21 protein-coding genes are annotated in these 21,384 nt (G+C 71.7%); 14 read left to right on the forward strand and 7 right to left on the reverse strand.

Translation table 11 applies throughout. The features are described from left to right. The first annotated feature begins 685 nt into the window (after positions 1 to 685). A complete protein-coding gene (locus tag DAI20_RS02075) occupies positions 686 to 1,186 on the forward strand; it encodes a GNAT family N-acetyltransferase (RefSeq protein ID WP_205781322.1) in 501 nt (166 codons plus the stop codon). Between the two features lie 53 nt (positions 1,187 to 1,239). Further along, positions 1,240 to 1,548, forward strand: coding sequence for a Dabb family protein (locus tag DAI20_RS02080; protein ID WP_108248918.1), 309 nt, complete (start codon positions 1,240 to 1,242; stop codon positions 1,546 to 1,548). A gap of 60 nt (positions 1,549 to 1,608) precedes the next feature. Here DAI20_RS02080 and DAI20_RS02085 read toward each other — a convergent pair whose 3' ends face one another. After that, positions 1,609 to 2,439: an aldo/keto reductase gene (locus tag DAI20_RS02085; protein ID WP_108249679.1), complete on the reverse strand. Its 831-nt coding sequence runs from the start codon at positions 2,437 to 2,439 to the stop codon at positions 1,609 to 1,611. A gap of 59 nt (positions 2,440 to 2,498) precedes the next feature. Here DAI20_RS02085 and DAI20_RS02090 point away from each other — a divergent pair, with 59 nt between their 5' ends. The 4 genes from DAI20_RS02090 (at position 2,499) to DAI20_RS02105 (ending at position 7,049) form a co-directional block, all read left to right on the forward strand. Further along, the gene (locus tag DAI20_RS02090; protein WP_108248919.1) at positions 2,499 to 3,833 is read left to right on the forward strand and encodes an MFS transporter; all 1,335 of its coding nucleotides are present in this window, start codon (positions 2,499 to 2,501) and stop codon (positions 3,831 to 3,833) included. A 131-nt stretch (positions 3,834 to 3,964) separates the two neighbouring features. After that, positions 3,965 to 5,143, forward strand: coding sequence for a MarP family serine protease (locus DAI20_RS02095; protein ID WP_108248920.1), 1,179 nt, complete (start codon positions 3,965 to 3,967; stop codon positions 5,141 to 5,143). A gap of 122 nt (positions 5,144 to 5,265) precedes the next feature. Continuing rightward, positions 5,266 to 6,255: an ABC transporter ATP-binding protein gene (locus DAI20_RS02100; protein WP_108248921.1), complete on the forward strand. Its 990-nt coding sequence runs from the start codon at positions 5,266 to 5,268 to the stop codon at positions 6,253 to 6,255. Beyond that, complete coding sequence (locus tag DAI20_RS02105; RefSeq protein ID WP_108248922.1) at positions 6,252 to 7,049, forward strand: ABC transporter permease subunit; 798 nt, start codon at positions 6,252 to 6,254, stop codon at positions 7,047 to 7,049. The genes DAI20_RS02100 and DAI20_RS02105 overlap by 4 nt, the downstream gene beginning before the upstream one ends. Here DAI20_RS02105 and DAI20_RS02110 read toward each other — a convergent pair. After that, complete coding sequence (locus tag DAI20_RS02110; RefSeq protein WP_108248923.1) at positions 7,039 to 8,547, reverse strand: amino acid permease; 1,509 nt, start codon at positions 8,545 to 8,547, stop codon at positions 7,039 to 7,041. The two genes, DAI20_RS02105 and DAI20_RS02110, sit on opposite strands and share 11 nt — an antisense overlap. Positions 8,548 to 8,660: 113 nt before the next feature. After that, entirely contained in the window at positions 8,661 to 9,518 is an 858-nt protein-coding gene (locus DAI20_RS02115; protein ID WP_108248924.1) for a LysR substrate-binding domain-containing protein, read from the reverse strand. 124 nt (positions 9,519 to 9,642) lie between these two features. Here DAI20_RS02115 and DAI20_RS02120 point away from each other — a divergent pair, with 124 nt between their 5' ends. The 4 genes from DAI20_RS02120 (at position 9,643) to DAI20_RS19040 (ending at position 12,568) form a co-directional block, all read left to right on the forward strand. Next, positions 9,643 to 10,974: an MFS transporter gene (locus tag DAI20_RS02120; protein ID WP_108248925.1), complete on the forward strand. Its 1,332-nt coding sequence runs from the start codon at positions 9,643 to 9,645 to the stop codon at positions 10,972 to 10,974. Positions 10,975 to 11,085: 111 nt separating this feature from the next. Then, on the forward strand, positions 11,086 to 11,583 hold the full coding sequence (locus DAI20_RS02125) for a DUF2975 domain-containing protein (protein WP_108248926.1): 498 nt from the start codon (positions 11,086 to 11,088) through the stop codon (positions 11,581 to 11,583). Further along, complete coding sequence (locus DAI20_RS02130; RefSeq protein WP_108248927.1) at positions 11,583 to 11,789, forward strand: helix-turn-helix domain-containing protein; 207 nt, start codon at positions 11,583 to 11,585, stop codon at positions 11,787 to 11,789. The genes DAI20_RS02125 and DAI20_RS02130 overlap by 1 nt, the downstream gene beginning before the upstream one ends. A gap of 647 nt (positions 11,790 to 12,436) precedes the next feature. Further along, complete coding sequence (locus tag DAI20_RS19040) at positions 12,437 to 12,568, forward strand: hypothetical protein (protein ID WP_306766449.1); 132 nt, start codon at positions 12,437 to 12,439, stop codon at positions 12,566 to 12,568. Positions 12,569 to 12,680: 112 nt separating this feature from the next. Here DAI20_RS19040 and aztD read toward each other — a convergent pair whose 3' ends face one another. Genes aztD through aztB form a run of 4 tightly spaced genes read right to left on the reverse strand, consistent with a single transcriptional unit; the run spans position 12,681 to position 17,200 of the window. Beyond that, entirely contained in the window at positions 12,681 to 13,910 is a 1,230-nt protein-coding gene (gene aztD / locus DAI20_RS02135; RefSeq protein ID WP_108248928.1) for a zinc metallochaperone AztD, read from the reverse strand. Positions 13,911 to 13,947: 37 nt separating this feature from the next. Then, complete coding sequence (gene aztC, locus DAI20_RS02140) at positions 13,948 to 14,937, reverse strand: zinc ABC transporter substrate-binding protein AztC (RefSeq protein ID WP_306766450.1); 990 nt, start codon at positions 14,935 to 14,937, stop codon at positions 13,948 to 13,950. Next, complete coding sequence (locus tag DAI20_RS02145) at positions 14,934 to 16,292, reverse strand: ABC transporter (protein WP_240605939.1); 1,359 nt, start codon at positions 16,290 to 16,292, stop codon at positions 14,934 to 14,936. The genes aztC and DAI20_RS02145 overlap by 4 nt, the downstream gene beginning before the upstream one ends. Further along, positions 16,289 to 17,200 carry a zinc ABC transporter permease AztB gene (aztB, locus tag DAI20_RS02150; protein ID WP_240605820.1) on the reverse strand — a complete coding sequence of 304 codons (912 nt, stop codon included), beginning with the start codon at positions 17,198 to 17,200 and terminating at the stop codon, positions 16,289 to 16,291. The genes DAI20_RS02145 and aztB overlap by 4 nt, the downstream gene beginning before the upstream one ends. 74 nt (positions 17,201 to 17,274) lie before the next feature. On the opposite strand from aztB, the gene aztA reads away from it, so the two are divergent. The 4 genes from aztA (at position 17,275) to DAI20_RS02170 (ending at position 21,370) form a co-directional block, all read left to right on the forward strand. Beyond that, positions 17,275 to 17,934: a zinc ABC transporter ATP-binding protein AztA gene (aztA, locus tag DAI20_RS02155; RefSeq protein ID WP_108248930.1), complete on the forward strand. Its 660-nt coding sequence runs from the start codon at positions 17,275 to 17,277 to the stop codon at positions 17,932 to 17,934. A gap of 119 nt (positions 17,935 to 18,053) precedes the next feature. Further along, positions 18,054 to 19,058, forward strand: a complete 1,005-nt coding sequence (locus DAI20_RS02160) for a permease (RefSeq protein WP_240605821.1) — start codon at positions 18,054 to 18,056, stop codon at positions 19,056 to 19,058. Beyond that, positions 19,051 to 19,935, forward strand: coding sequence for a TIGR03943 family putative permease subunit (locus DAI20_RS02165; protein WP_108248931.1), 885 nt, complete (start codon positions 19,051 to 19,053; stop codon positions 19,933 to 19,935). The genes DAI20_RS02160 and DAI20_RS02165 overlap by 8 nt, the downstream gene beginning before the upstream one ends. After that, positions 19,925 to 21,370: a hypothetical protein gene (locus DAI20_RS02170; protein ID WP_159084875.1), complete on the forward strand. Its 1,446-nt coding sequence runs from the start codon at positions 19,925 to 19,927 to the stop codon at positions 21,368 to 21,370. The genes DAI20_RS02165 and DAI20_RS02170 overlap by 11 nt, the downstream gene beginning before the upstream one ends. The last annotated feature ends 14 nt before the right edge of the window (positions 21,371 to 21,384 follow it).

Raw genomic sequence — 21,384 nt, forward strand, 5'->3', positions numbered from 1 at the left:
GCGCCCGGACGCGCGTCAGAAGGCGCGCCGGAGCGAACGAGGGGGGCAGGGTGAGCGGGGGTGCTAGGGGGTGCGTCAACCGCTGGGAGGGGCACCGTGCGCGGACATCGGGCACGGCAGGCGGTTCGTCCGACCCTCGGGGAAGGGTCGAATGCTGTGAAGTTACCACGACCTGAGAAACTTTCAGCAAACTTTTTTTGTACGTTTCAAGGGGGGTCGGGTAGCGCGCTCCCACGTCCCGCGCCCCCGTTTCGCCGGTGGAGGAAACGGGTTACGGCGGCCCGTCGACGCGGACGTGCCGGCGGGTGCCGAGAACTCCCGGAGCCGCCCTCGAGAGGGCGGCGAGCTCGTGGGACTCGGTGCCGCGTGGCCGGTCAGCAGAGCATTCGGCGGGAGGGCGGCCGGGCCGTCGCGTCTTCGCCACTGAGCCCGCGGACGGGGCCGACCGGGTCCGTCGACCCTGATCCCGACCGCTCGAGCCCCGGACCCGGGTGCGCGAGGCCCCGCGCGGGTGACCCCCGGAAGGGGGTGAATAACCCCCCGTCCGGAGCCCAAAGATTCCGTGCCCGCGCTCACCCGGATCACCTCGCGGAACGACGCCCGGACCCCGCGGCGGGCGGGGAAGGGACCCCGGAGACGACGGGCGCTACCATTCTGTTCGCAGCGACGCGGACGGAGGATTGCTGTGAGCAGCGCGACCACAACGACCACACCCCGGGCGGGCGACCTCGCCCTCCGGCGAGCGCTTCCGGCCGACGCCCGGGCGATCGCGGACCTGATCCGTTCGGCCAAGGCGACCGCCATGCCCTGGCTGGCCGTTCCGCACACCGCGGAGGAGGACCGGAACTGGGTGGCGACCGTGCTCCTGCCCGAGCAGGACGTGTGGCTCGCGACCCGGGGGGACGTCCTGGCCGGGGTGGCCGCCCTCACCCCCGGGCATCTCGAGCAGCTGTACGTCGCGACCGAGCACCAGGGCGCCGGCGTCGGCCGGCTCCTCCTCGATCACGCCAAACGGCTGCATCCCGGCGGCCTGCAGTTGTGGGTCTTCCAGCGGAACGCCCGGGCCCGTCGGTTCTACGAGACCGCGGGCTTCGTGCTCGCCGAGGTCACCGACGGGGCCGCCACCGAGGAGCGCGAGCCGGACGCACGCTACGAGTGGACTCCCGGCGGTTCCATGCACGGATGATCCCCTCGCGGGACTCGGCGCAGCTCCGGGTGCGTGATCGATAGCGTGGACGGATGATCCGTCACACCGTCGTCTTCCGTCTCGTCCACGCCCCGTCCTCCGCCGAGGAGGCGGACTTCCTCGCCGAGGCCGAGCGGGCGCTGACCGGCATCCCGGGCGTGCAGCGGTTCGAGCGCCTCCGCGAGGTGAGCCCGACGAACGGGTTCACGTTCGGGCTGTCGATGGAGTTCGCCGACGCGGACGCGTACGCCGCGTACAACGACCACCCGGCCCACCGGGCCTTCGTGCAGGACCGGTGGGTTCCGGAGGTCGCCGAGTTCCAGGAGATCGACTACATCGCGTACGCGCCCGACGCCTCCTGACGCCTCCTGCCCCTTCTCGTAGACCGGGCGGGCGGCGCCCGTGGGCCTCGCCGGGCCGGGCTAGAACTCCTCGTGCGTCGCCGGGTCGGCGTCCCAGAGGCGGCCGGTCTCCAGACGGGTGATCGACGCCACCTCCTCCGTCGTCAGCTCGAAGCCGAACACGTCGAGGTTCTGGGCCTGGCGCTCGGGGTCGCCGGACTTCGGGATCGGCAGCGCGCCGACCTCGATGTGCCAGCGCAGCACCGCCTGCGCCGGCGTCACGCCGTGCGCCTCGGCGGCCGCCCGGACCGCATCCTGCTCGAGCAGGTCGCTGCCCTTGCCGAGCGGGCTCCAGCTCTCGGTGACGATGCCGTGTGCCTCGTGGTACTCGCGCTGCTCGGCCTGCGGGAAGCGCGGGTGCAGCTCGACCTGGTTCACGGCCGGCACGACGCCGGTCTCCGCCTCGAGCAGATCGAGGTGCTCCGGCAGGAAGTTGCTCACGCCGATCGAGCGCACGAGCCCGCGCTCGCGCAGCTCGATCATCGCGCGCCACGAGTCGAGGAACTTGCCGACCCTCGGCAGGGGCCAGTGGATGAGGTAGAGGTCGACGTGGTCGAGCCCGAGGTTCCCGCGGGACTCCTCGAAGCTCGCGAGGGTCTCCTCGTAGCCGTGGTGGCGACCGGGCAGCTTGGTCGTGACGAAGAGCTCGTCGCGGTCGAGCCCGCTGCGGCGCACCGCCTCCCCCACCTCGCGCTCGTTCTCGTAGTTGAGTGCGGTGTCGAGCAGACGGTAGCCGGCGTCGATGGCCGCGACGAGCGACGAGACGCCCTCGTCGCCGCGGAGTCCGTAGGTGCCGAGGCCGAGAGCCGGGATGCGGGGGCCGTCGTTGAGCTGGTGCGAGGGGATCGTCATGACCCCCAGCATGCCCTCGAACCGGCCGCGGTGAGAACGACCGGCACGAGAGGACCACAATGGAACCGGTGAGCGCATCCCCCGAACAGCAGCGCAAGCGGCGCAGCCACCTCGTCGACCTCTCGCCGCTGCGCGAGAGCCCCGCCTTCGCGCGACTCTGGCTGGGCGGCGCCATCTCGGGCATCGGCGGCCAGATGACGATCGTCGCGGTGGGCCTGCACATCTACGACCTCACACGCTCCACCCTCGCCGTGTCGCTCGTCGGGGCATTCGCCCTGCTCCCGATGATCGTCGCGGGTCTGTACGGCGGGATGCTCGCCGACGCCTTCGACCGCCGCCGGGTGGCGTTCCTGTCGGCCGTCGCTGCCTGGGCCTCCACGATCGGCCTCGCCACCCTGGCCTGGCTGCAGGTGGAGAACGTCTGGCCGTTCTACCTGCTCACCACGGTGAACGCGGTGGCGGCCACCATCGTCGGAACCGTGCGCTTCGCCATCGTGCCGCGCATCCTGCCGGCGCGACTGCTGCCCGCGGCATCCGCCCTCACCGGGATCTCCGGCGGCATCATGGTCACGGTCGGGCCGGCGGTGGCCGGCGTGCTCGTGGCCACCGTCGGCTTCGCCTGGACCTACACCGTCGACGTCGTGCTGTTCCTCGCGGCGTTCGTGGGCATCCTCTCCCTCCCCGCGCTGCCGCCCGAGGGCCAGGTGCACCGCCCCGGCCTCGCCTCGCTGCGGCAGGGCCTGTCGTTCCTCCGCGTCGCCCCCAACGTGCGCCTGTCCTTCCTCCTCGACATCGTCGCGATGACCTTCGGGCAGCCCCGCGTGCTGTTCCCGGCCATCGGCACACTGCTGCTCGGCGGCGGGGCGGTGACGGTCGGCATCCTTACCGCCGCGTACGCCGTTGGCGCCCTGCTCAGCAGCCTGTTCTCCGGCCGGGCCGGCTCCGTCCGCATGCAGGGCGTCGCCATCGAGCGCGCGATCATCGTGTACGGCGGCTTCCTCGCCGCGTTCGGGGCGGTGCTCGCCGTGCTGGCGCTCGGCCCGTTCCCGTCGGTGTCGGAGGACATCGCGGACGCCAACGTGCCGGCGCTCGTGATCGCGGCGCTGCTGCTCGCCGGGGCGGGCGGCGCCGACAACGTGAGCAGCATCTTCCGCCAGACGATGCTGCAGTCCGCGGTGCCGGACAACATCCGCGGGCGCCTGCAGGGCGTCTTCACCGTCGTCGTGACGGGCGGACCCCGCATCGGGGACATGTACGTCGGCGTGCTGGCGACGCTCGGCGCGCTGTGGCTCCCGCCCCTGCTGGGTGGCGTCGTGATCGTCGTGCTCGTCGGGGCCCTGGTGCGCCGCAGCCGCAGCTTCCGCGGCTACGACGCGGACTCCCCCACCGCCTGACCAGCCGCACGGGGCGCACCGCCTCGGCGCCGGGCACAGCCGCCGGGGCAGCCGCCCGCCCGTCCGAGGATCGCGCGCGCAGGGACGGCCGGGGAGGGTCGGATACGATTCGGCGAGCGGAAGGAGTGCCAGTGTCACCGTCGGTAATCGTGGACGTGATCCTCCTGCTGCTCCTGCTGTCCGCCCTGATCCAGGGCTACCGCAGCGGCCTCGTCCGCAGCGTCAGCGGCATCGTCGGCGCCCTCGCAGGCGGTGCGGCGGCCCTGCTCGTCGTCCCCCTCGTGCCCACCTGGGTCCCTGCGCCGGAGTGGCGCGTTCCCGCGACGGTGGCGGCCGCCCTCCTGCTTGTGCTGCTGGGGCTCACCATCGGGTCGAGCATCGGCTCCGGCATCGCGCACCGGCTGCGCAAGACCGCGTTCGGCGTGATCGACCGGCTCCTCGGCGCCGTCGCGACCCTCGTCGCGACCGCGCTCGTGCTCGGCATGCTCGCGCTCAGCATCGGGTCCCTCGGCGTCCCCGTGCTCTCCCCCGCCCTCGGCTCCTCGGCGGTCATCCGCTCCATCGACGGTCTGACGCCCGATCCCGTCAAGTCGTTCGTCGCGCAGGTGCGGGCCTCGGTGCTGCAGGAGGGCCTGCCGCGCATCGTCGACGCGTTCACCGGCGAGGATCCGGTCCTGCCCCAGTTCGACACGAACGGAGCGCCGCTGCAGGCCGCCTCGGCATCGGTCGTGCGCATCACCGGGAACGCGTACGCGTGTGGCCAGAGCCAGTCCGGCAGCGGCTTCGTCATCTCACCGCAGCGGGTCGTCACCAATGCGCACGTGGTCGCCGGAGTCGACCAGCCCGTCGTCGAGACGACCGACGGCGCCCTGCCCGGCCGCGTCGTCTACTTCGACCCGGTCGACGACCTCGCCGTGATCGCCGTCGACGACCTTGCGGCAGCCCCCCTCGGAACGGCGGAGGACCTCGCCGTCGGCCAGCGCGCGGTGACCGAGGGCTACCCGTTCGGCGGACCCTTCGACGCGGACCCCGCCGAGGTTCTCGCGCTCGGCCCGCTCGCCATCCCGGACATCTATGGCGCGAACCCCGCACCCCGCCAGGTGTACACGCTGGCGGCCGACGTGCAGCAGGGCGAGTCTGGCGGCCCGCTCCTGACCGAGGACGGCCGCGTCGCGGGAGTAATCTTTGCCAAGGGCACGACGACGGCGAACGTGGGCTACGCCCTCGCGATGTCGGAGCTCGCCCCCGTCGCCGAGGCGGCCCCCGGGCTCACGGAGCCGGTCACCGCGGGCACCTGCGTCAGAGGCTGACCGCAACGCCCGGCCGCGGCCCTGTACAGGACGGGTGACGCGGGTCTAGCGTGCTGCCGACGTCCACCGCCGTGCTACCCGCGGAGGTGGCGCTCTCTCGTCCCGAGCGGGAAGGATCAGCGATGACCGCAGCCGTGGAGACCGCCGCGCTCACCAAGCGCTTCGGCGCGCGCCCGGCCCTCGACGCCGTCGACCTGCAGGTCGAGGAGGGCACGGTGTTCGGCGTGATCGGACCGAACGGGGCCGGGAAGACGACGCTGATGCGGCTCATGCTCGACATCCTGCGCCCCACTTCGGGCTCGGTCCGGGTGCTCGGCGAGGACCCGCGTGCCGGCGGCCCGGCGCTGCGCCGGCGCATCGGCTTTCTCCCCGGGGAACTGCGACTGGAGGGCCGCATCACCGGGCGTGAGCTGCTGCGCCACTTCGCCGAGATCAGCGGCCCCGCCGAGCGGGGCGCCGCAGACGCGATCGCGGACCGGCTCGGCCTTGACCTCGGGCGCCAGGTGCGCACGCTGTCGAAGGGCAACAAGCAGAAGCTCGGACTCGTGCAGGCCTTCCTGCACCGGCCGCGGCTGCTCGTACTCGACGAGCCGACCAGCGGCCTCGACCCGCTGGTGCAGCAGGAGTTCCTCGCCATGCTGCGCGAGGCGAGGCAGGGCGGGCAGACCGTCTTCCTCAGCTCGCACGTGCTGAGCGAGATCCAGCAGGCGGCCGACCGGGTCGCCATCCTGCGCGCGGGGCGGGTGGTCGTCGTGAGCGATGTCGAGTCACTCCGGCAGACCGCCGTCCGGCGGATCAGGCTCGACGTCGCGGCGGGAGCCGAACCCGAACTGCGGGCTGCGCTCGACGCTCTGCCGAACGTGACCGGCCTCTCCTTCGGCGCCGAGGACCACCGCGTCCGGGCGGCGGCCACCGTGGAGGGGGCCATCGATCCGTTTGTCAAGGCCATCGCCCGCTTCCCGGTCCAGGACCTCACCGTGGAGGAGCCGGACCTCGAGGAGTCGGTCCTGCGGCTGTACGGCGAGCGGATGGGTGACGTCGAGCATCCGGCGCATCCTCCGCGGTCGCGACACGGCGCCCACCGCGGAGCCCGCGAGCGGAGCACCCGGTGACCGCGGTCCCGCTCCTCCGCCGCTCGCTCGCGAGCGGGTGGCGCGCGCTCCTCGGCTGGAGCCTCGGGGTCGCGGCCGCCCTGCTGCTCTACCTGCCCCTGTTCCCCGCGATCGGCGGCAACGCCGACATGCGGGAGCTGCTCGACACGCTCCCCCCGGAGCTCGTGCGCACCATCGGCTACGACCAGATCACGACCGGGGCCGGCTACACGCAGTCGACGTTCTTCGGCCTGATGGGGTTCCTGCTGCTCACGATCGCGGCGGTGTCCTGGGGCACCGCCGCCGTCGCGGGCGATGAGGAGAACGGCGCACTGGAGCTGACGCTCGCGCACGGGGTGAGCAGGAGGCAGGTCGTGCTCGAGCGGTCGGCGGCGGTCGCCGCCCGGCTCGCCTGGCTGTGCCTGCTGAGCGGGGTCCTGATCCTCCTGCTCAACGGTCCCGCCGGCCTCGACCTGAGGGAGGGGAACCTCGCCGCGGGCATCGCCGCGCTTCTCGGCGTCACCCTGCTCACGGCCATGGTCGCGATCGCGGTGGGCGCCCTGACCGGTCGCCGCGCCTTCGCCCTCGGTGCCGCGGCCGGTGTCGCGGTGCTGGGGTACGCGCTGAACGCCATCGGCAACCAGACCGAGGACCTCGCGTGGCTGAAGGACTGGTCGCCGTACGCGTGGGCGTTCCGCGAGGCGCCGTTGGTGAACGGGGCGGACTGGGGCGGCCTCGCCCTGCTCTACGGCCTGTCCGCCGCCCTGCTCGTCGTCGCGCTCGTGGCCCTCGACCGGCGGGACATCACCGGCTGACGCTCCGCGCGCCCGCACCCTCCGCGCCGAGCCCCTCCCGGCCGAGCAGCGAGTGCCGCCTGCCGTAGAGGAAGTAGATGGCGAGGCCGATGGCGAGCCAGATGAGGAAGCGCACCCAGGTGAGCGTCGTGAGGTTGAGCATCAGCCAGATGCACAGCACGGCGGAGAGGATCGGCAGGAACGGCGACAGCGGCACCCGGAACGCGGCCACGATGTCCGGGCGCTTCCTGCGGAGCACGGGGATGCCGAGGCTCACGAGCACGAACGCCGAGAGCGTGCCGATGTTGATCATCTCCTCGAGCACGCCGACGTCGGTGAGCCCCGCGATCAGCGCCACCACGACGCCCGCGATGATCTGCACCCGGGCCGGCGTCTTGTGCACGTCGCTCGTGCGGCTGAGGCCGCGGGGCAGCAGGCCGTCGCGGCTCATGGCGAACACGACCCGGGCGAGGCCGAGCAGCAGCACCATGATCACGGTCGTGAGGCCGAGGAGGATGCCGATCGAGATCACCTGCGCCGCCCACTCCGCGCCGACCGACACGAACGCCGTCGCGAGCGACGGGTCCTCGGCCTCGGCGAGCACCGTGTACGGCACCATGCCCGTGAGCACGAGGGCGACGAGGACGTAGAGCACCGTCACGACGCTCAGCCCGGCGAAGATGCCCCGCGGCAGGGTGCGCTGCGGGTTCTTCACCTCCTCGGCCGAGGTGGCGACGACGTCGAAGCCGATGAAGGCGAAGAACACGAGGGAGGCTCCGGCTAGCAGACCGAAGACCCCGTAACGCGCGGGCTCCGCGCCGGTGGCGAAGGAGAACAGCGACTGCGCCCACACGTCGCTCGCCCCGCCGGTCGTCGGCTCGGAGGCGGGAAGGAACGGAGTGTAGTTCTCGGCCCGGATGAAGAACGCGCCGACAACGATCACGAACAGCACGACGGCCACCTTCAGCACCGTGAAGACGCCGCTGACCCGGGACGAGAGCTTCGTCCCGACCACGAGCAGCGCCGTGAAGATGGCGACGATGAGAAACGCGCCCCAACTCACCTGCAGCCCGAGGATCGAGACGGTGTCCGGCACGGCGATGCCCGCGAGGTCGAACACGCTGCTCAGGTAGATACCCCAGTACTTCGCGATGACGGCTGCCGCGGTCAGCATCTCGAGGATCAGATCCCAGCCGATAATCCAGGCGAGCAGCTCACCGAGGGTCGCATAGGTGAAGGTGTACGCGCTCCCGGCGACCGGGACGGCGGACGCGAACTCCGCGTAACACATGATGGCGAGGCCGCAGGTGACGGCCGCGAGCACGAACGACAGGATCACGGACGGGCCGGCGAAGTCACCCGCCGCCCGCGCGCCGACCGAGAAGATGCCCGCGCCGACCGCGACGGCGATGCCCATCAGGGTGAGGTCCCACGTGCCGAGCGAGCGTTTGAGCGAGCGATGGTCCTCGGCGGAGTCCGCGATGGATGATTCGACGCTCTTCGTCCGCATCAGGCTCATGAGTCTCTTCCCCTTCGGCTCAGGTCAGGACCCACCCTTGCCCCCCTTCCCGGGCGGGGCAAGGGCGACCGGGCACCGGATTTCGCCGACCGCGGGAGACGCCGGTGCTGTCCTCAGGCCGTGCGGTTGAGCGGCCGCCCCACGATGGCCGAGACGAGGGCGTCAACCGGCTCCTTCGCGGCCATCGGGTTGGACAGGAGCGTGAAGTCCACCTGTCCGAGCGGGGGCAGACCCATGCTGCTGTTGACCTGCACGAGGTCGTCGGGGATGAGGGTGCGCGGGAACACGGCGACGCCGATGCCCGCCCGGACGGCCGCGAGCACGCCGTTCACCTCGCGGGTGTTGCAGGTGATGCGCCAGGTGCGACCGGCGCCCTCGAGCGCATCGATGGCCATCTGCCTGCTGAGGCTCGGCGCCTGGTAGGCGATGAGAGGCACGGGGGCGCCCGGCTCGATCGAGGTCTTCTCCTGCCCCACCCAGACCATGTCGTCCCGGCGCACGAGGATGCCGTGCGGGTTCGGCTCCGGGTTCCACTTGACGAAGATGAGGTCGAGCTGCCCCGCGAGGAGCCGACGGTGCAGTCGCGTGCTCTGGTTCACCGTGAGCTCGAGATTGATGTTCGGGTAGAGCTGGCGGAAGTGGCGGAGGATGCGCGGCAGCTGCGTGATCGCGAGGTCGTCCGCAGCGCCGAAGCGGAGCCGCCCCTTCATCGCGGAGCCGCGGAAGTAGCTCTCGGCCGCCGCGTGGGCCGCGAGGATCGTGCGGGCGAACCCCGCCATGGCGTCGCCGTTGTCGGTGAGCAGCACCCCCCTGGTATCCCGGGTGATGAGCCGCCGGCCCGCCGCATCCTCGAGCTTGCGGATGTGCTGGCTCACCGTCGGCTGACTTATCCCGAGCCGACCGGCCGCCTGCGTGAAGCTGTGCGTGTCGGCCACGGCGAGGAACGAGCGGAGCAGAACGGGATCGAACACGGCACCTCATTGGCAAACGTAATGGCAGTAATAGGAGCCATTGAAGTAGCGAATAAAGCGCGCGTCAATAACGTTGGACGGGACATACATAACTGACTCTGCCGCTACCTCGGGACCTTCACACGTGACTCGCACAATCTCAGACGCCCTTCCCCCCACAGACGCACTCCCCGTTCAGGCTCAGCGCCCGGCCTGGCGGGACACCCTCGCAGCACTCCGGGTGCGCAACTTCCGCCTCTTCGCCGGCACCAACCTCGTGGCCATGACGGCCGCCTGGATGCAGCGCATCGCACAGGACTGGCTGGTGCTCGAGCTCTCCGGCAGCGTCGCCGCCGTCGGCATCACGGTCGCCATGCAGTTCACGCCGATGCTCGTCCTCGGCCTGCTCGGCGGCGTGCTCGTGGACCGCTACTCCAAGCGCGCCCTCATGATGATCACCCAGGGCGCGTTCGCGCTGCTCAGCATCCTGCTCGCGGTGCTGACCCTGGTCGGCGCCGTCGAGGTGTGGCACATCTTCGTGATCGCCCTGATGACCGGCCTCGTGACCGTGATCGACAACCCGGCGCGCCAGGTGTTCGTGAACGAACTGGTCGGGCCCGCGCACCTGCGCAACGCGATCAGCATCAACTCGTCGATCTTCCAGCTCGGCGGCATGATCGGCCCCGCGCTCAGCGGCCTGCTGATGCTCGGCGTCGGGGCCGGCTGGTCCTTCGCCCTCAACGGGGCCGCCTGCCTCGCCGTCGTGATCATGCTCACCCGCATCCGCAAGGCCGAGCTGATCCCGAGCCCCCGCGCCCCGCGCTCCTCGGGCCAGCTGCGCCAGGGCCTGCAGTACGCGATGTCGAAGCCGACGATCTACGTGCCGATCACCCTGCTCGCCTCGTTCTCGGTCTTCGCGCTCACCATGCCCGTGCTCCTCGCCTCCTACGCGGACGACGTGTTCGGCGCCGGCTCGGGCGGCTACGGGCTGTTCAACGCGATGGTCGCGGTCGGCTCGCTCGTCGGCGCGCTCGCGTCGACCCGGCGTGCGACCGTGCGGCTGCGCGAGGTGGTGTTCACGGCCGGCATCGCGGGGCTGCTGCAGGCGACCGCGGGCTTCATGCCGACCATCGTCGCCTTCGCCGCCTCCCTGGTCACGGTCGGAATCGCGACGCTGCTGTTCCTCACCGCCGCGAACTCCCTCGTGCAGATGTCCTCGAACATGGGCATCCGCGGGCGCGTGATGTCGCTCTACGTGATGGTGCTGCTCGGCGGGCAGGCCCTCGGCGGTCCGCTCATGGGCTGGATCGTGGAGCAGTTCGGCACCCACACGGCCATGGTCGTCGCGGGCGGCGTCCCCGCGCTCGTGGCCGCGACCGTCGGCGTGCTGCACGCACGCCGCCACGACCTGCGGCTCCGCGTGCGGCTGAACCACGCGATCCCCACGGTGAGCATCGTCGGCGGACGCGGCGCATAGAGGGTCGTGCGGCTGCGGCAGCGGCAGCAGCAGCAGCTGCGGCTCTGGCTCTGGCTCTGGCCCTGACACCCTTCTATTGACTTTCGATAGGTAACGAGCGACACTCGACAGATGCTGCCGTTCCGAGTCCCACTCCTCGTCCTGCGGGTCTTCCTCGCCTGCCTCTTCGCCTTCCTCGTGCTGATGCAGGTCATGAGCATCCCGGGCGACATCGCGCACGACGTGCGGGAGACGCCCGAGGCGGCGCACCTGCTGTGGCCGATCCTGGTCGTCGCCGAGCTGGAGCTGCTGTGCGCCCAGGTCGTGATCGTCTGCACCTGGAAGCTGCTCACCATGGTGAAGAGGGACAGCATCTTTAGCGACGCGTCGCTCGGCTGGGTCAACGGCATCGTCTGGTCGTTCGCCGCGGGCTGGCTCCTTCTCGCCGGCCTCGCCGCCTACCTCACGGCCGTCATCTACTTCACGCCGGAGATCCGCGACCCCGGCATCCCCATCGTGCTGTTCGGGATGGTGCTGTTCGGCGCCGTGCTTGTGCTGCTGATGATCGTCCTGCGCGCCCTCCTGCGCCAGGCGACGGTGCTGCGCACCGACATGGAGGCGGTGATCTGATGCCGATCGTCGTGCGGATCGATGTCGAGCTCGCCAAGCGGAAGATGAGCGTCGGGGAGTTCGCCGACCGCGTCGGGCTCACGCCCGCGAACGTCGCCGTGCTGAAGAACGGCCGGGCCAAGGCGGTGCGGTTCAGCACCCTCGAGGCCATGTGCCGCACCCTCGACTGCCAACCGGGCGACCTCCTGGAGTGGGTCGAGGAGTAGGTCGCACGGCCCCGCTTGTCCTCCGCTGCCCCTGCCCAGGCAGGGGCACAATCCCTCGCACCCGCTTCGCCTCTGCCCAGGCAGCGGTTTCCTGCCCAGGTTAAAACTGGGCAGGATCCTCCTGCCTGGGCAGGGGCGCTCGTGTTGCAGGGCGAAGGGACGGCATGCCGGCAGAGGCGCCGCCGCCCGGACCGCTGCCGCACGCAGAAAAGACCCGGGGCGGTTGGGGGGAACCACGCCCGGGCCGTTTCCGAACGGCGACGATGCCGTGACGCCTAAGGCGCGACCGGCGGAGTACGCGGCCGCGCGTCATTTTCCCGGGGGGTGGAAATGCGTCCTGGTCGACACTACGGTCCCGGTGGGCGCGGGGCAATACAGCGGACCGGGGGCTTGACCGGTGCGGCGGGGCCTGGTATCCGCTGTCGCGGGTGCCGGTCCGGATGACTCACGAGCCAGGACCCACGAGCCCACAGCCGACGAGCCAGGACCCACGAGCCTATGACCGACGAGCCCGGACGCGCGAGCCGGGACGCACGAGGCGGGAGCCGGCGCCGCTCGCCGTCGCCGGCCGGCCCTGGTCCGGAGCTCTCCTGCGGGTTCGCACGGAGACCGCGACTCGGGTGGCTCGATGACGTAGCGTTCGGTTCATGACATCAACTCAGAACGGCCCCGTCATGGACGGCGCGAACGACGCAACCGAGCAGGAGAAGCAGGACGGCCGAGAGGACCAGATCGACGCCGACAACGCGCGGGACGACGCCGAGGGCGACGCCTCCTAGCAGTCCTCTTCCGCATCGGGCCGGGCGCACGCCGGGCACTCATGCATCGCGCCTCCTGCCGCCGGACCACTCGGTCCGGCGTAGGAGGCGCGATGGCTTTCCCGACGTGGAGTCAGCCCGCGGCGACGGCGATCTCGTTGGGAGTGACGTCGAGCTTGCCGGTGGCAACGACCTCGCCGGTCAGAAGGTCGACCGAGTGGACGCTGTTCGCGGCCGGCTCGGTGACGTAGGCGGTGTCGCCGGAGACGACGATGGCGGGGTGCGGGTCCTGCCACTCGGCGGGGCCCTCCCACGCCTCGACGACCGGGAACGAGTCGATGATCTCCGTCGTCGCGGGGTCGAGCACGTGGATCGAGCCGTCGTTCGCGAGGATGTACGCGAGGTCCTCGGGCCCCCGGGCGACGTCGCGGAAGGTGTAGCCCGCGCCCTCGGGCAGGTCGACGACCTGAAGGGTCTTCGCTGCGGTGTCGATCACGGTGACGGCGCCGAGAAGGTAGCCCTCGGCGTCGGGGTCGGACTTGTAGTCGCCGACGACGAGGGGGCTGGTCTCGCTGACGTAGGCGTTGCCCATGCGTCCGTACGGCTGGTCCGGGGCGTCGAGCTTCACGATCTCGCCGTCCGAGTAGATGAGCGCGCCGTTCTCGCAGCCGAACACGACGGCCTCGTTCGCGGCGGTGCCCTCGCCGTGCACGCCCGGGCACTGGTCGTTCGTGGCGACAACGGCGCCGGAGGCGTCACGGACCTCGATGCCGTTGCGCCCGTCGGCGTTGCCGACCGTGGTGAGGAACGTGCCGTCCTCGAGCACGACGGACACGCCGTGGTGCGCCTCGACGCCCTCGATCGTCTCGGTCTCCGGCATCCCGTCGGCCGACGCCAGGTCCGCGGTGTCGAAGATGGTCGTGTCGCTCGTGCCGTCGGCGTAGAGGATCGTCTTGCCCGCGTGACGGACGACGTGTCCCGGGGTGTCGGCGGCGAAGACGAGGTCGGTGAGCTCGGGCTCGTCGCCCGTCGTGGTGCCGGTGTCGAGCACCTGGAAGCCCTCGCTCATGGTGACCATCACGTGCTGGTCGTCGCCCGCGGGGTTCAGGCGGGTGAACTCCTCGGACTCGAGGTCGGCGACCGGCTCGAGGGTCTCCCCGTCGAGGACGACGATGCCACCCTCGTACGCCACGGCGACGCGGGGTCCGGCCTCTCCTGTCGCGGCGGCGCTCGACGCGGTCGGACTGCCGCTGGTCTCCGGGGCGGAGCCGGTGCCGCCACCGGTGGAGCAGCCCGCGAGGGTCGCAGCCGCTCCGATGGCGAGGGCGGTGATGCCCGCGCGGCGGAACTGTGTGATGCGCATGGTGCCTCTTTTCTTCCTTCTTGGGATGTTCGGCCCGTCAGGGGGAGAGCCCGGTGGCGATGCGCTCGGTGTTGACGCGCATCATGGTCAGGTAGTCCGGGGCGCCTCCCCCGGCCTCGGTCAGCGACTCCGTGAAGAGCTCGACGACCTCGACGTGCACGTCGGCCTCGCTCGCGAGGGCCTGAACCAGCCGGTCGGGCGATGAGGACTCCGCGAAGATCGTGGCGACGCCGGTCTCCTCTACCGCGGTCACGAGGTCGGCCAGGTCGGACGCCGACGGCGCGGCCAGCGTCGTGCCGCCGGGAATGACGGCGCCGACCACGTCGAAGTCGAAGCGCTGCGCGAGGTAGCCGAAGACGTGGTGGTTGGTGACGAGCGCGCGCCGCTCCGCCGGGATCGCCGCGAACGCGTCGGTCATCTCGGCGTCGAGCACTTCGAGCTCGTCGCGGTACGCGGCGCCCTGCGCCTCCACGGCGTCCGCATCGACGCCGTCGATCGCGGCGAGGACGGGGGCTAGCGCGTCGACGACGTCGAGCATGCGGCCCGGGTCGGTCCAGAAGTGCGAGTCCGGCATCCCCGCCGCGTCGCCCTCGCTGTAGTCGAGCACGTCGATCTCGTCGCCGGCGACGAATGTGTCGACGCCGGCCGCCTCCGCCGCGTCGAGGTGCTGCTGCAGCCCCTCCTCGAGGCCGAGGCCGTTGGAGACGATGAGGTCGGCCGAGCGCATCCGCCCGGCCTCCCGGGCGGAGATCTCGAACGAGTGCGGGTCGGCGTTGGGCTTCATGAGCGTTCTCACCTCGGCCTGATCGCCGGTGAGCTCCTCGACGACGTTTCCGAGGATGTTCGTGGACACGACTACGAGCGGCCGGTCCTCCGCGGCGGAGGCGCAGCCGGTCAGCCCGGCGAGGGTCGTGGCGACGATGCCCGCGGCTATCGCGAGCCGGGGGCGGATTCGGGTGTGGGTGCCGGTGCGGGTGCCGGTGCCGGTGCCGGTGCCGGTGCGGGTGCGGGTGCCGATCATGGTCACCGTCCCGTCTCGGCCGCGAAGACCGGCTCCGTGGCGGTGTCGAAGGTGCGGGCGATGCGGCCGCCGTCGGCGAAGTCGATCTCGAACAACCGCCGCTCGGCGGGGGCGCTCAGGTAGGCCCGCTGCTGGTCGGCGATCAGCGCGGGGGCGAGGCCGGCGGCCAGTGAGCCCGCAACGAGCGCATCGGTCTCGGCGAGCACCGCGCCGTCCGCACCGTCCAGCACGAGCACGCGCCCGTCCGCGGCGAGCGCGAGCACGTGCTCGTCCTCGTCGTCGACCGCCGTCGCGCCGACGAGGGGCGTGGGAGCGGGCAGCAGGGTCCAGGACCTTTCGCGCGTATCGAGCAGCCAGATGGCGTCCGGGCCGGCAAGCGCCGCGACGGTCGGACGGCCCTCGCGATTGGCGAACCCGGTGGCCGCGGGGGCGGTCGTGCCCTCCGGGTACGGGATGCGTTCGACGACGAGCTCCCCGTCCTGCAGTGTGGCGAGCAGGGCGCCGTCGCGGCACCCGATCACCGCGCCCACGCGCGTCGTGATCGTGCCGGATGCGTCGAGGCACTGCTCCTCGAGTCCCGTGGGCTCGCCGTCGGCGGTGTATGCGAGCACTGCTGCGGCCGCCCCGCTCTCGGAATCGGCACCGACACCGACACCGACACCCGCACCCGCATCCGCATCCGTGACCAGGGCGAAGGACCCCACGGGCACCACCATCCCGGCGTGCGGGTCCGTCTGGATGCGGAAGCTCTCGACGACCTCGCCCTTCGACAGGGCCGCTGTGTCGAGCAGCACGGCCTCCCCCGATCCCGCGAAGAAGACCCCGGTGCCGCCGGTCGTCGACAGGTTCGTGGTCGCCACGGTCGCCGCGCCGTCGCCGGGTACGGTGCCGAGCAGGCGCGGGTCGGCACGGTAGTAGTGGAAGTGGTCGACGTGGTCCCACGTCCACACCCCGCTGTCGACCACCTCGACGCCGGCGTCCGTCCGGGCGAACAGGTAGCGGCCGTCGGTCGTCATAGCGCTCGGAGCTCCGATCTCGCCGATCGCGACGACGCTCTCGTCGAGCAGATCGAGGTGCGCGACGGCGCCGGACGGGTCGATCGTGGTGAGCCCGAGCTGCGGCTCCGCCACCTCCGCGGCCCCCGCAACGGCGCCGTGACCGTCCCCGGCACCCGGGGCCTCGGTCGAGGCATCGCCGGGGGTCGGCGCACCGCCGGAGGGAGCGGCCGGGCCGACCGCGCAGGCGGTGAGGCCGAGGGCGAGTCCGCCTGCGACGGCGAGGGTGAGGATGCGGGGGCGCACGTGGCCCTTCCAGGGGTGGAGCGGGTCGGGGCGCCGATCGGGCGCGGGGGTCGGGCTCACCGGCTCGGCGCTTCGGCGGCCGGCGGGCTGGCGCCCACGGGCACGGCGTGCCGCGGGGACCGGAGGGCGTCGAGGAGCGCTCGGCACAGCCAGGACGCGCCAGCCAAGGTGATCGCGGCCGCGGCGACGGATGCGCCGGCAGCGGTCCCCGCGTGCCACGAGACGAGCAGCCCACCGAGGACGGCGACGATCCCGAGGGCGGCGGCGAGCAGCATCCGGCTGGGGATGCGGGTGGTCCAGTGCCCTGCGGCCACCGCGGGGGCGAGCAGCAGTCCGACCACGAGGAGCGAGCCGACCGCCTGGTAGGACGCGACGACGGCGAGCGTGACGAGTCCCACGAGCGCCGCCTGGGCCAGGCGGGGGCGGAGGCCGAGCACCGACGCGATCCGGGAGTCCAGGGCGAGCGCGACGAGCGAGCGGTGCGCGACGGCGGAGACGGCGACGCCGATCGCGGCGGCGACGGCGAGCAGCACGATGTCCGCCGGGGCGATGGCGAGGATGTCACCGAACAGGATCGACGTCGCATCGGTGGCGAAGCTGCCCGAGTGGGAGATGATGATGACCCCGAGCGCGAGCATCGACACGAACAGCAGGCCGATGCTCGTGTCGTACGACAGCCGGCCGCGGCGCTGCAGCGCCCCGATGCCGAGGCTCATGACGATCGCGCTGATCGCACCGCCCGCCATCACCGGCAGGCCGAGCACGGTCGCGAGGGCGACGCCGGGCAGCATCCCGTGGGCGAGAGCCTCACCGAGGAACGCCATCCCGCGGACGACCACCCAGCTGCCGACCACTCCGCAGAGCACGGCGACGAGGCTCCCGCCCACAAGGGCGCGCTGCAGGAAGTCGAGCGCGAACGGCTCGAGCAGGCCGGCGGCCACGGAGGTCGAGGTGGTCAGGAAGGTCACGAGGCCCGACGGTAGCGCTGTTGATAATGATTATCAAACTTGATAGCAACCCGGTCTGCTCCTAGGGTGGGCTCGTGCCCTGCTCCCCCACCCCCTCTCCGCCCGCCGCGCGGCTTCGCGCCGTGCACGTCCATCTCGCCGGGCGCGACGTGGTGAGAGACGTGGACCTGGACGTGGGCCGCGGCGCGGTGACGGTGATCACCGGGCCGAACGGCGCAGGCAAGTCGACCCTCCTCGAGGTCATCGCCGGCACGAGGCAGCCGTCGGCGGGCACGCGCACCGCGACCGCGGCGGTCGCGTTCGTGCCGCAGCGCGCAGCCGTCTCCGATCGCTTGCCCGTGACCGTGCGCGATGTGGTGACCGTCGGCGCCTGGGGCCGCACCGGTCCGTGGCGCCGGATCGGCGCGGACGCCCGTGCCGCCATCGACGACGCGCTCGACCGGTTGCGGATCACCGATCTGTCCCGCCAGCCCTTCGGATCCCTCTCGGGTGGCCAGCGCCAGCGCACCCTCCTCGCGCAGGGCCTCGCGGGGCGTGCCGACCTCCTCCTGCTCGACGAGCCCACGACGGGCCTGGACGCCGACAGCGCCGATCGCATCCGTGCCGTGATGCGCGCCGAGGCGGACCGCGGCGCGGCGGTCGTCTGCGTGTCCCACGACCCCGCGGTGATCGCCGCCGCCGACCACCTCGTGCGCCTCGAAGAGGGACGCATGGTCGCCACCGCGAGCGTGTGAGCGGCCCCGCCTGGAATACCGAGGGTGCCACCGAGACCGCCGCCGAAGGCGCCCCCGGTGAGCGGCACCCGCGCGGATCCCGGCCGAGCGTGCATCGCGGGCACCGTACCCTGGACGTCGTGCCCACCCGCCGAGCAGCCCCACGCCTCGCGACCGGCCTCACCGCAGGCATCGCCCTCGCCGTCGTCCTGCTGACCCTCCGCGTTGTCAGCCCGCAGACCCCCTCGGAGGGCGTTCCGGAGCAGGTGCGGGACTTCTTCACCCTCTCCATCAGCGTGCTCGTGGAGTCGCTGCCGTTCGTGTTCCTCGGCGTGATCCTGTCGATCGCCGTGCGGATCTTCGTTCCCGAGACCCTCTTCACCCGGCTGCTTCCCACGCACCCCGTGGCCCGGCGCGCCGTGATGTCTCTGCTCGGGGTCCTGCTGCCGGTCTGCGAGTGCGGCAACGTCCCGCTCGCCCGCGGACTGCTGCTCAAGGGGTTATCGGTGTCCGAGGCGATGACCTTCCTCCTGGCCGCGCCGATCCTCAACCCCGTGACCATCATCACGACGTACCAGGCCTTCGGCTGGGACAACGGGATCCTCGTGGGACGCATCCTGGGCGGCTTCGTGATCGCGAACCTGATCGGCTGGCTGTTCAGCCTGCACCCCCACCAGGAGCAGCTGCTCACGCCGCGCTTCGAGGCCGCCTGCCGGATGGATCATGACCACCCCGAGACGGGCGCGCGGATGCGCCGCAGCGTGCTCGCCTTCGCCGAGGAGACCAGCACGATGCTGCCCGCCCTCGTCGTCGGCTCCGCCATCGCCGGCGCGATCCAGGTCGGCGTCTCCCGCGAGACCCTGGCCACCCTCGGCGGCAACCCCGTGCTGTCGGTCCTGGCGCTGATGGCCCTCGCCTTCATCATCGCGATCTGCTCGAACGTCGACGCCTTCTTCATCCTGTCCTTCGGGTCGACCTTCCTGCCCGGCAGCATCGTCGCCTTCCTGGTGTTCGGCGCCATGGTGGACGTGAAGATGCTCGCCCTCCTGCGGACGACCTTCACCGCATCGGCGCTCCTGCGGGTCACCGCGACGGTGGGCCTCTGCTGCCTCGTGCTGGGACTGGGGGTGAACCTCCTTGCGTGATCGGTTCGTCTCGCGCTGGGCCGGCGTGCTGCTCAGCCTTGTGGGCATCGTCGCCACGGTGTGGCTGGCCGCCACCGGACAGCTCGGCCTCTACATTCACCCGCGCTACTACGTGTTCACCACCGTGATGGCGGTGACCGCGGCCGTGTTCACCGTCGCCGCGTTCGCCATCGTGCCCGCCTCCGGGCCCGCCCGGGACGAGGAGCGCGAGCTCGGCGACGAGCACGAGCATGACCACCACCACCACGGCCACGACCACGACCACGACCACGATGAGCACGATGAGCACGATGAGCACGGCCACGACCACCATGAGCGCGACGGGCATGACACCCCCTCGGGCCAGGCCGGTCGCAGGACCGCGGCGGTCGTCGGAAGCGTGCTCGTCACCGTCCTCACCACGGGCGCCCTCCTCGTGCTCCCCCCGGCGACGCTGACCACCTCGACCGTCGACCAGAGGGACCTGAACGCCTCCGTCGCCGGACCGGCTGCCGTCGAGTCTGCGGACCTCATCGGCGGGGACTACTCGACCTTCACCGTGAAGGACTGGGCGTCCCTGATCCGCCAGGGCGCGGACGAGGACTTCTTCGCCGACAAGAGCGCGACGCTCACCGGCTTCGTCACCCCCGACCCGGACGATCCCGACAACGTCTTCTACGTGGCGCGCTTCGTCGTGACCTGCTGCGCCGTCGACGCACAGCCGGTGGGCGTCGCGGTCTACTCGCCGGACTGGGCAAGCCGGTTCCCCGTCGACAGCTGGGTGACGGTGACCGGGCCTTTCGGGGCGAACCCGAGCCTCGCCAGCCTGCAGACGATCGCGATCACGCCGGAGGCGATCAACCCGACCGAGCAGCCGAACGAGCCGTATGTCTACTGACCGGCGCGCCGATCACGTGCACGACATCCCGCGGCACGAGCGCTCGAGGGGCAGGCGGTTCCGGCGGGTCAACGCCGTCGTGCTGACCGGGCTCGCCGTCGCCGCGGTCGGGCTCGGGGCGGCCAATGCCACGCAGGGCCCGCGCCTCAGCTCCGCGGAGATCAACACGCGGGCCGTGGTCGCCCGGGCCGAGCAGCGGCTCGTCCTGACCGCGAACCAGCCGCTCGCCGCCGTCGAGCCGTCGCAGGTGCGGGTGTCGCCGTCGGCCCGGGTGGACGACGTGTCCGTCGACGGCGCGACCCTCACCATCCGGTTCGCGGACATCCTCGACTACGACACGGACTACACGGTGAGCGTGACCGACGTGTCGGGCGCGTTCACCACCGCGGCGGGCTCCCTCGAACACGGCTTCTCCACCCCGAGCGTCGATGTGTTCACCCTCCTCCGGGACGGCGGCGAGGCGGGCGGCCAGGACGCGCCCGACCGCATCTTCCGCAACTCGCCCACGGGGGCCGAGTCCGAGGAGGTGTTCCAGGCTCCACGCATTCAGGAGTACGTGGTCTCCGAGTCCGTGCTCGTCGCCGCGACCCGGGGCGAGAACGGCGCCGAATCCCTCGTGCTCACCGCCCTGGGCGACGGGGTGTCGGCGACGGTGCCGACCCCGGTCGGCGGGCCGCTGTACGACCTGGGGCTGTCGGAGCAGCTCCTCGGCTTCCGGCTCGGCGGAGAGGTCGACCCGCGGACGTCGACGCGCGTGGCGCCCCTCTTCGTCCTCGACCTGACCGATCCGTCCGGGGTGCCCGTCCAGGTCCTCGGGCTCGACGGCGCCCCGCTTGCCGTGCGGGACTACGACTTCGTGCCGGGCAGCACGGCGCTCGTGGCGCAGGCCGAGGACGACCAGCTGTACCTCCTCGACCCGATCGCCGGCACCCCGCCGACCCCGCTCGGGCAGCACGCCGAGCTGCGGGGCTTCGTCCCGGGCACGACCGACCTCGTGGTCGCCGACCCGTCGTCCGGTTCCGTGATCGACCTTGCGGATGGGAGCGTCACGCCGCTGGATTTACCAGCGGCGGACGCCGACCCCGCCTCGACTCCCGGCCGGCTTGTCGTGCTCGGCGAGGACCGCTACGTGCAGCAGTACGACCGGGTGGACTACGCCCTCGCGCGGAAAACGATCAGCTCCGAGCTGCTGCTCGTCGACCCGTCCGGCACGGAGCGGATCTACCGCCCGACGTCCGAGACGAGCAGGATCCGCGACTTCTGCGTGTCGCCCAACGGGCAGCTTCTTGCGATCGAGGTCGTCCCCCTCGACGGCGTGCTCGACGGCGACGACCTGCTCCCCGCGTTCACCGACATGACGACGTACTTCGTCGACGTCTCCACCGGCGCCACGACCCGCAGCGTCAGCGGCTTCCAGCCCAGCTGGTGCCACTGAGCTCTGCCATGTGA

It is taken from the genome of Planctomonas deserti (genome assembly GCF_003067705.1).
Taxonomy (GTDB): domain Bacteria; phylum Actinomycetota; class Actinomycetes; order Actinomycetales; family Microbacteriaceae; genus Planctomonas; species Planctomonas deserti.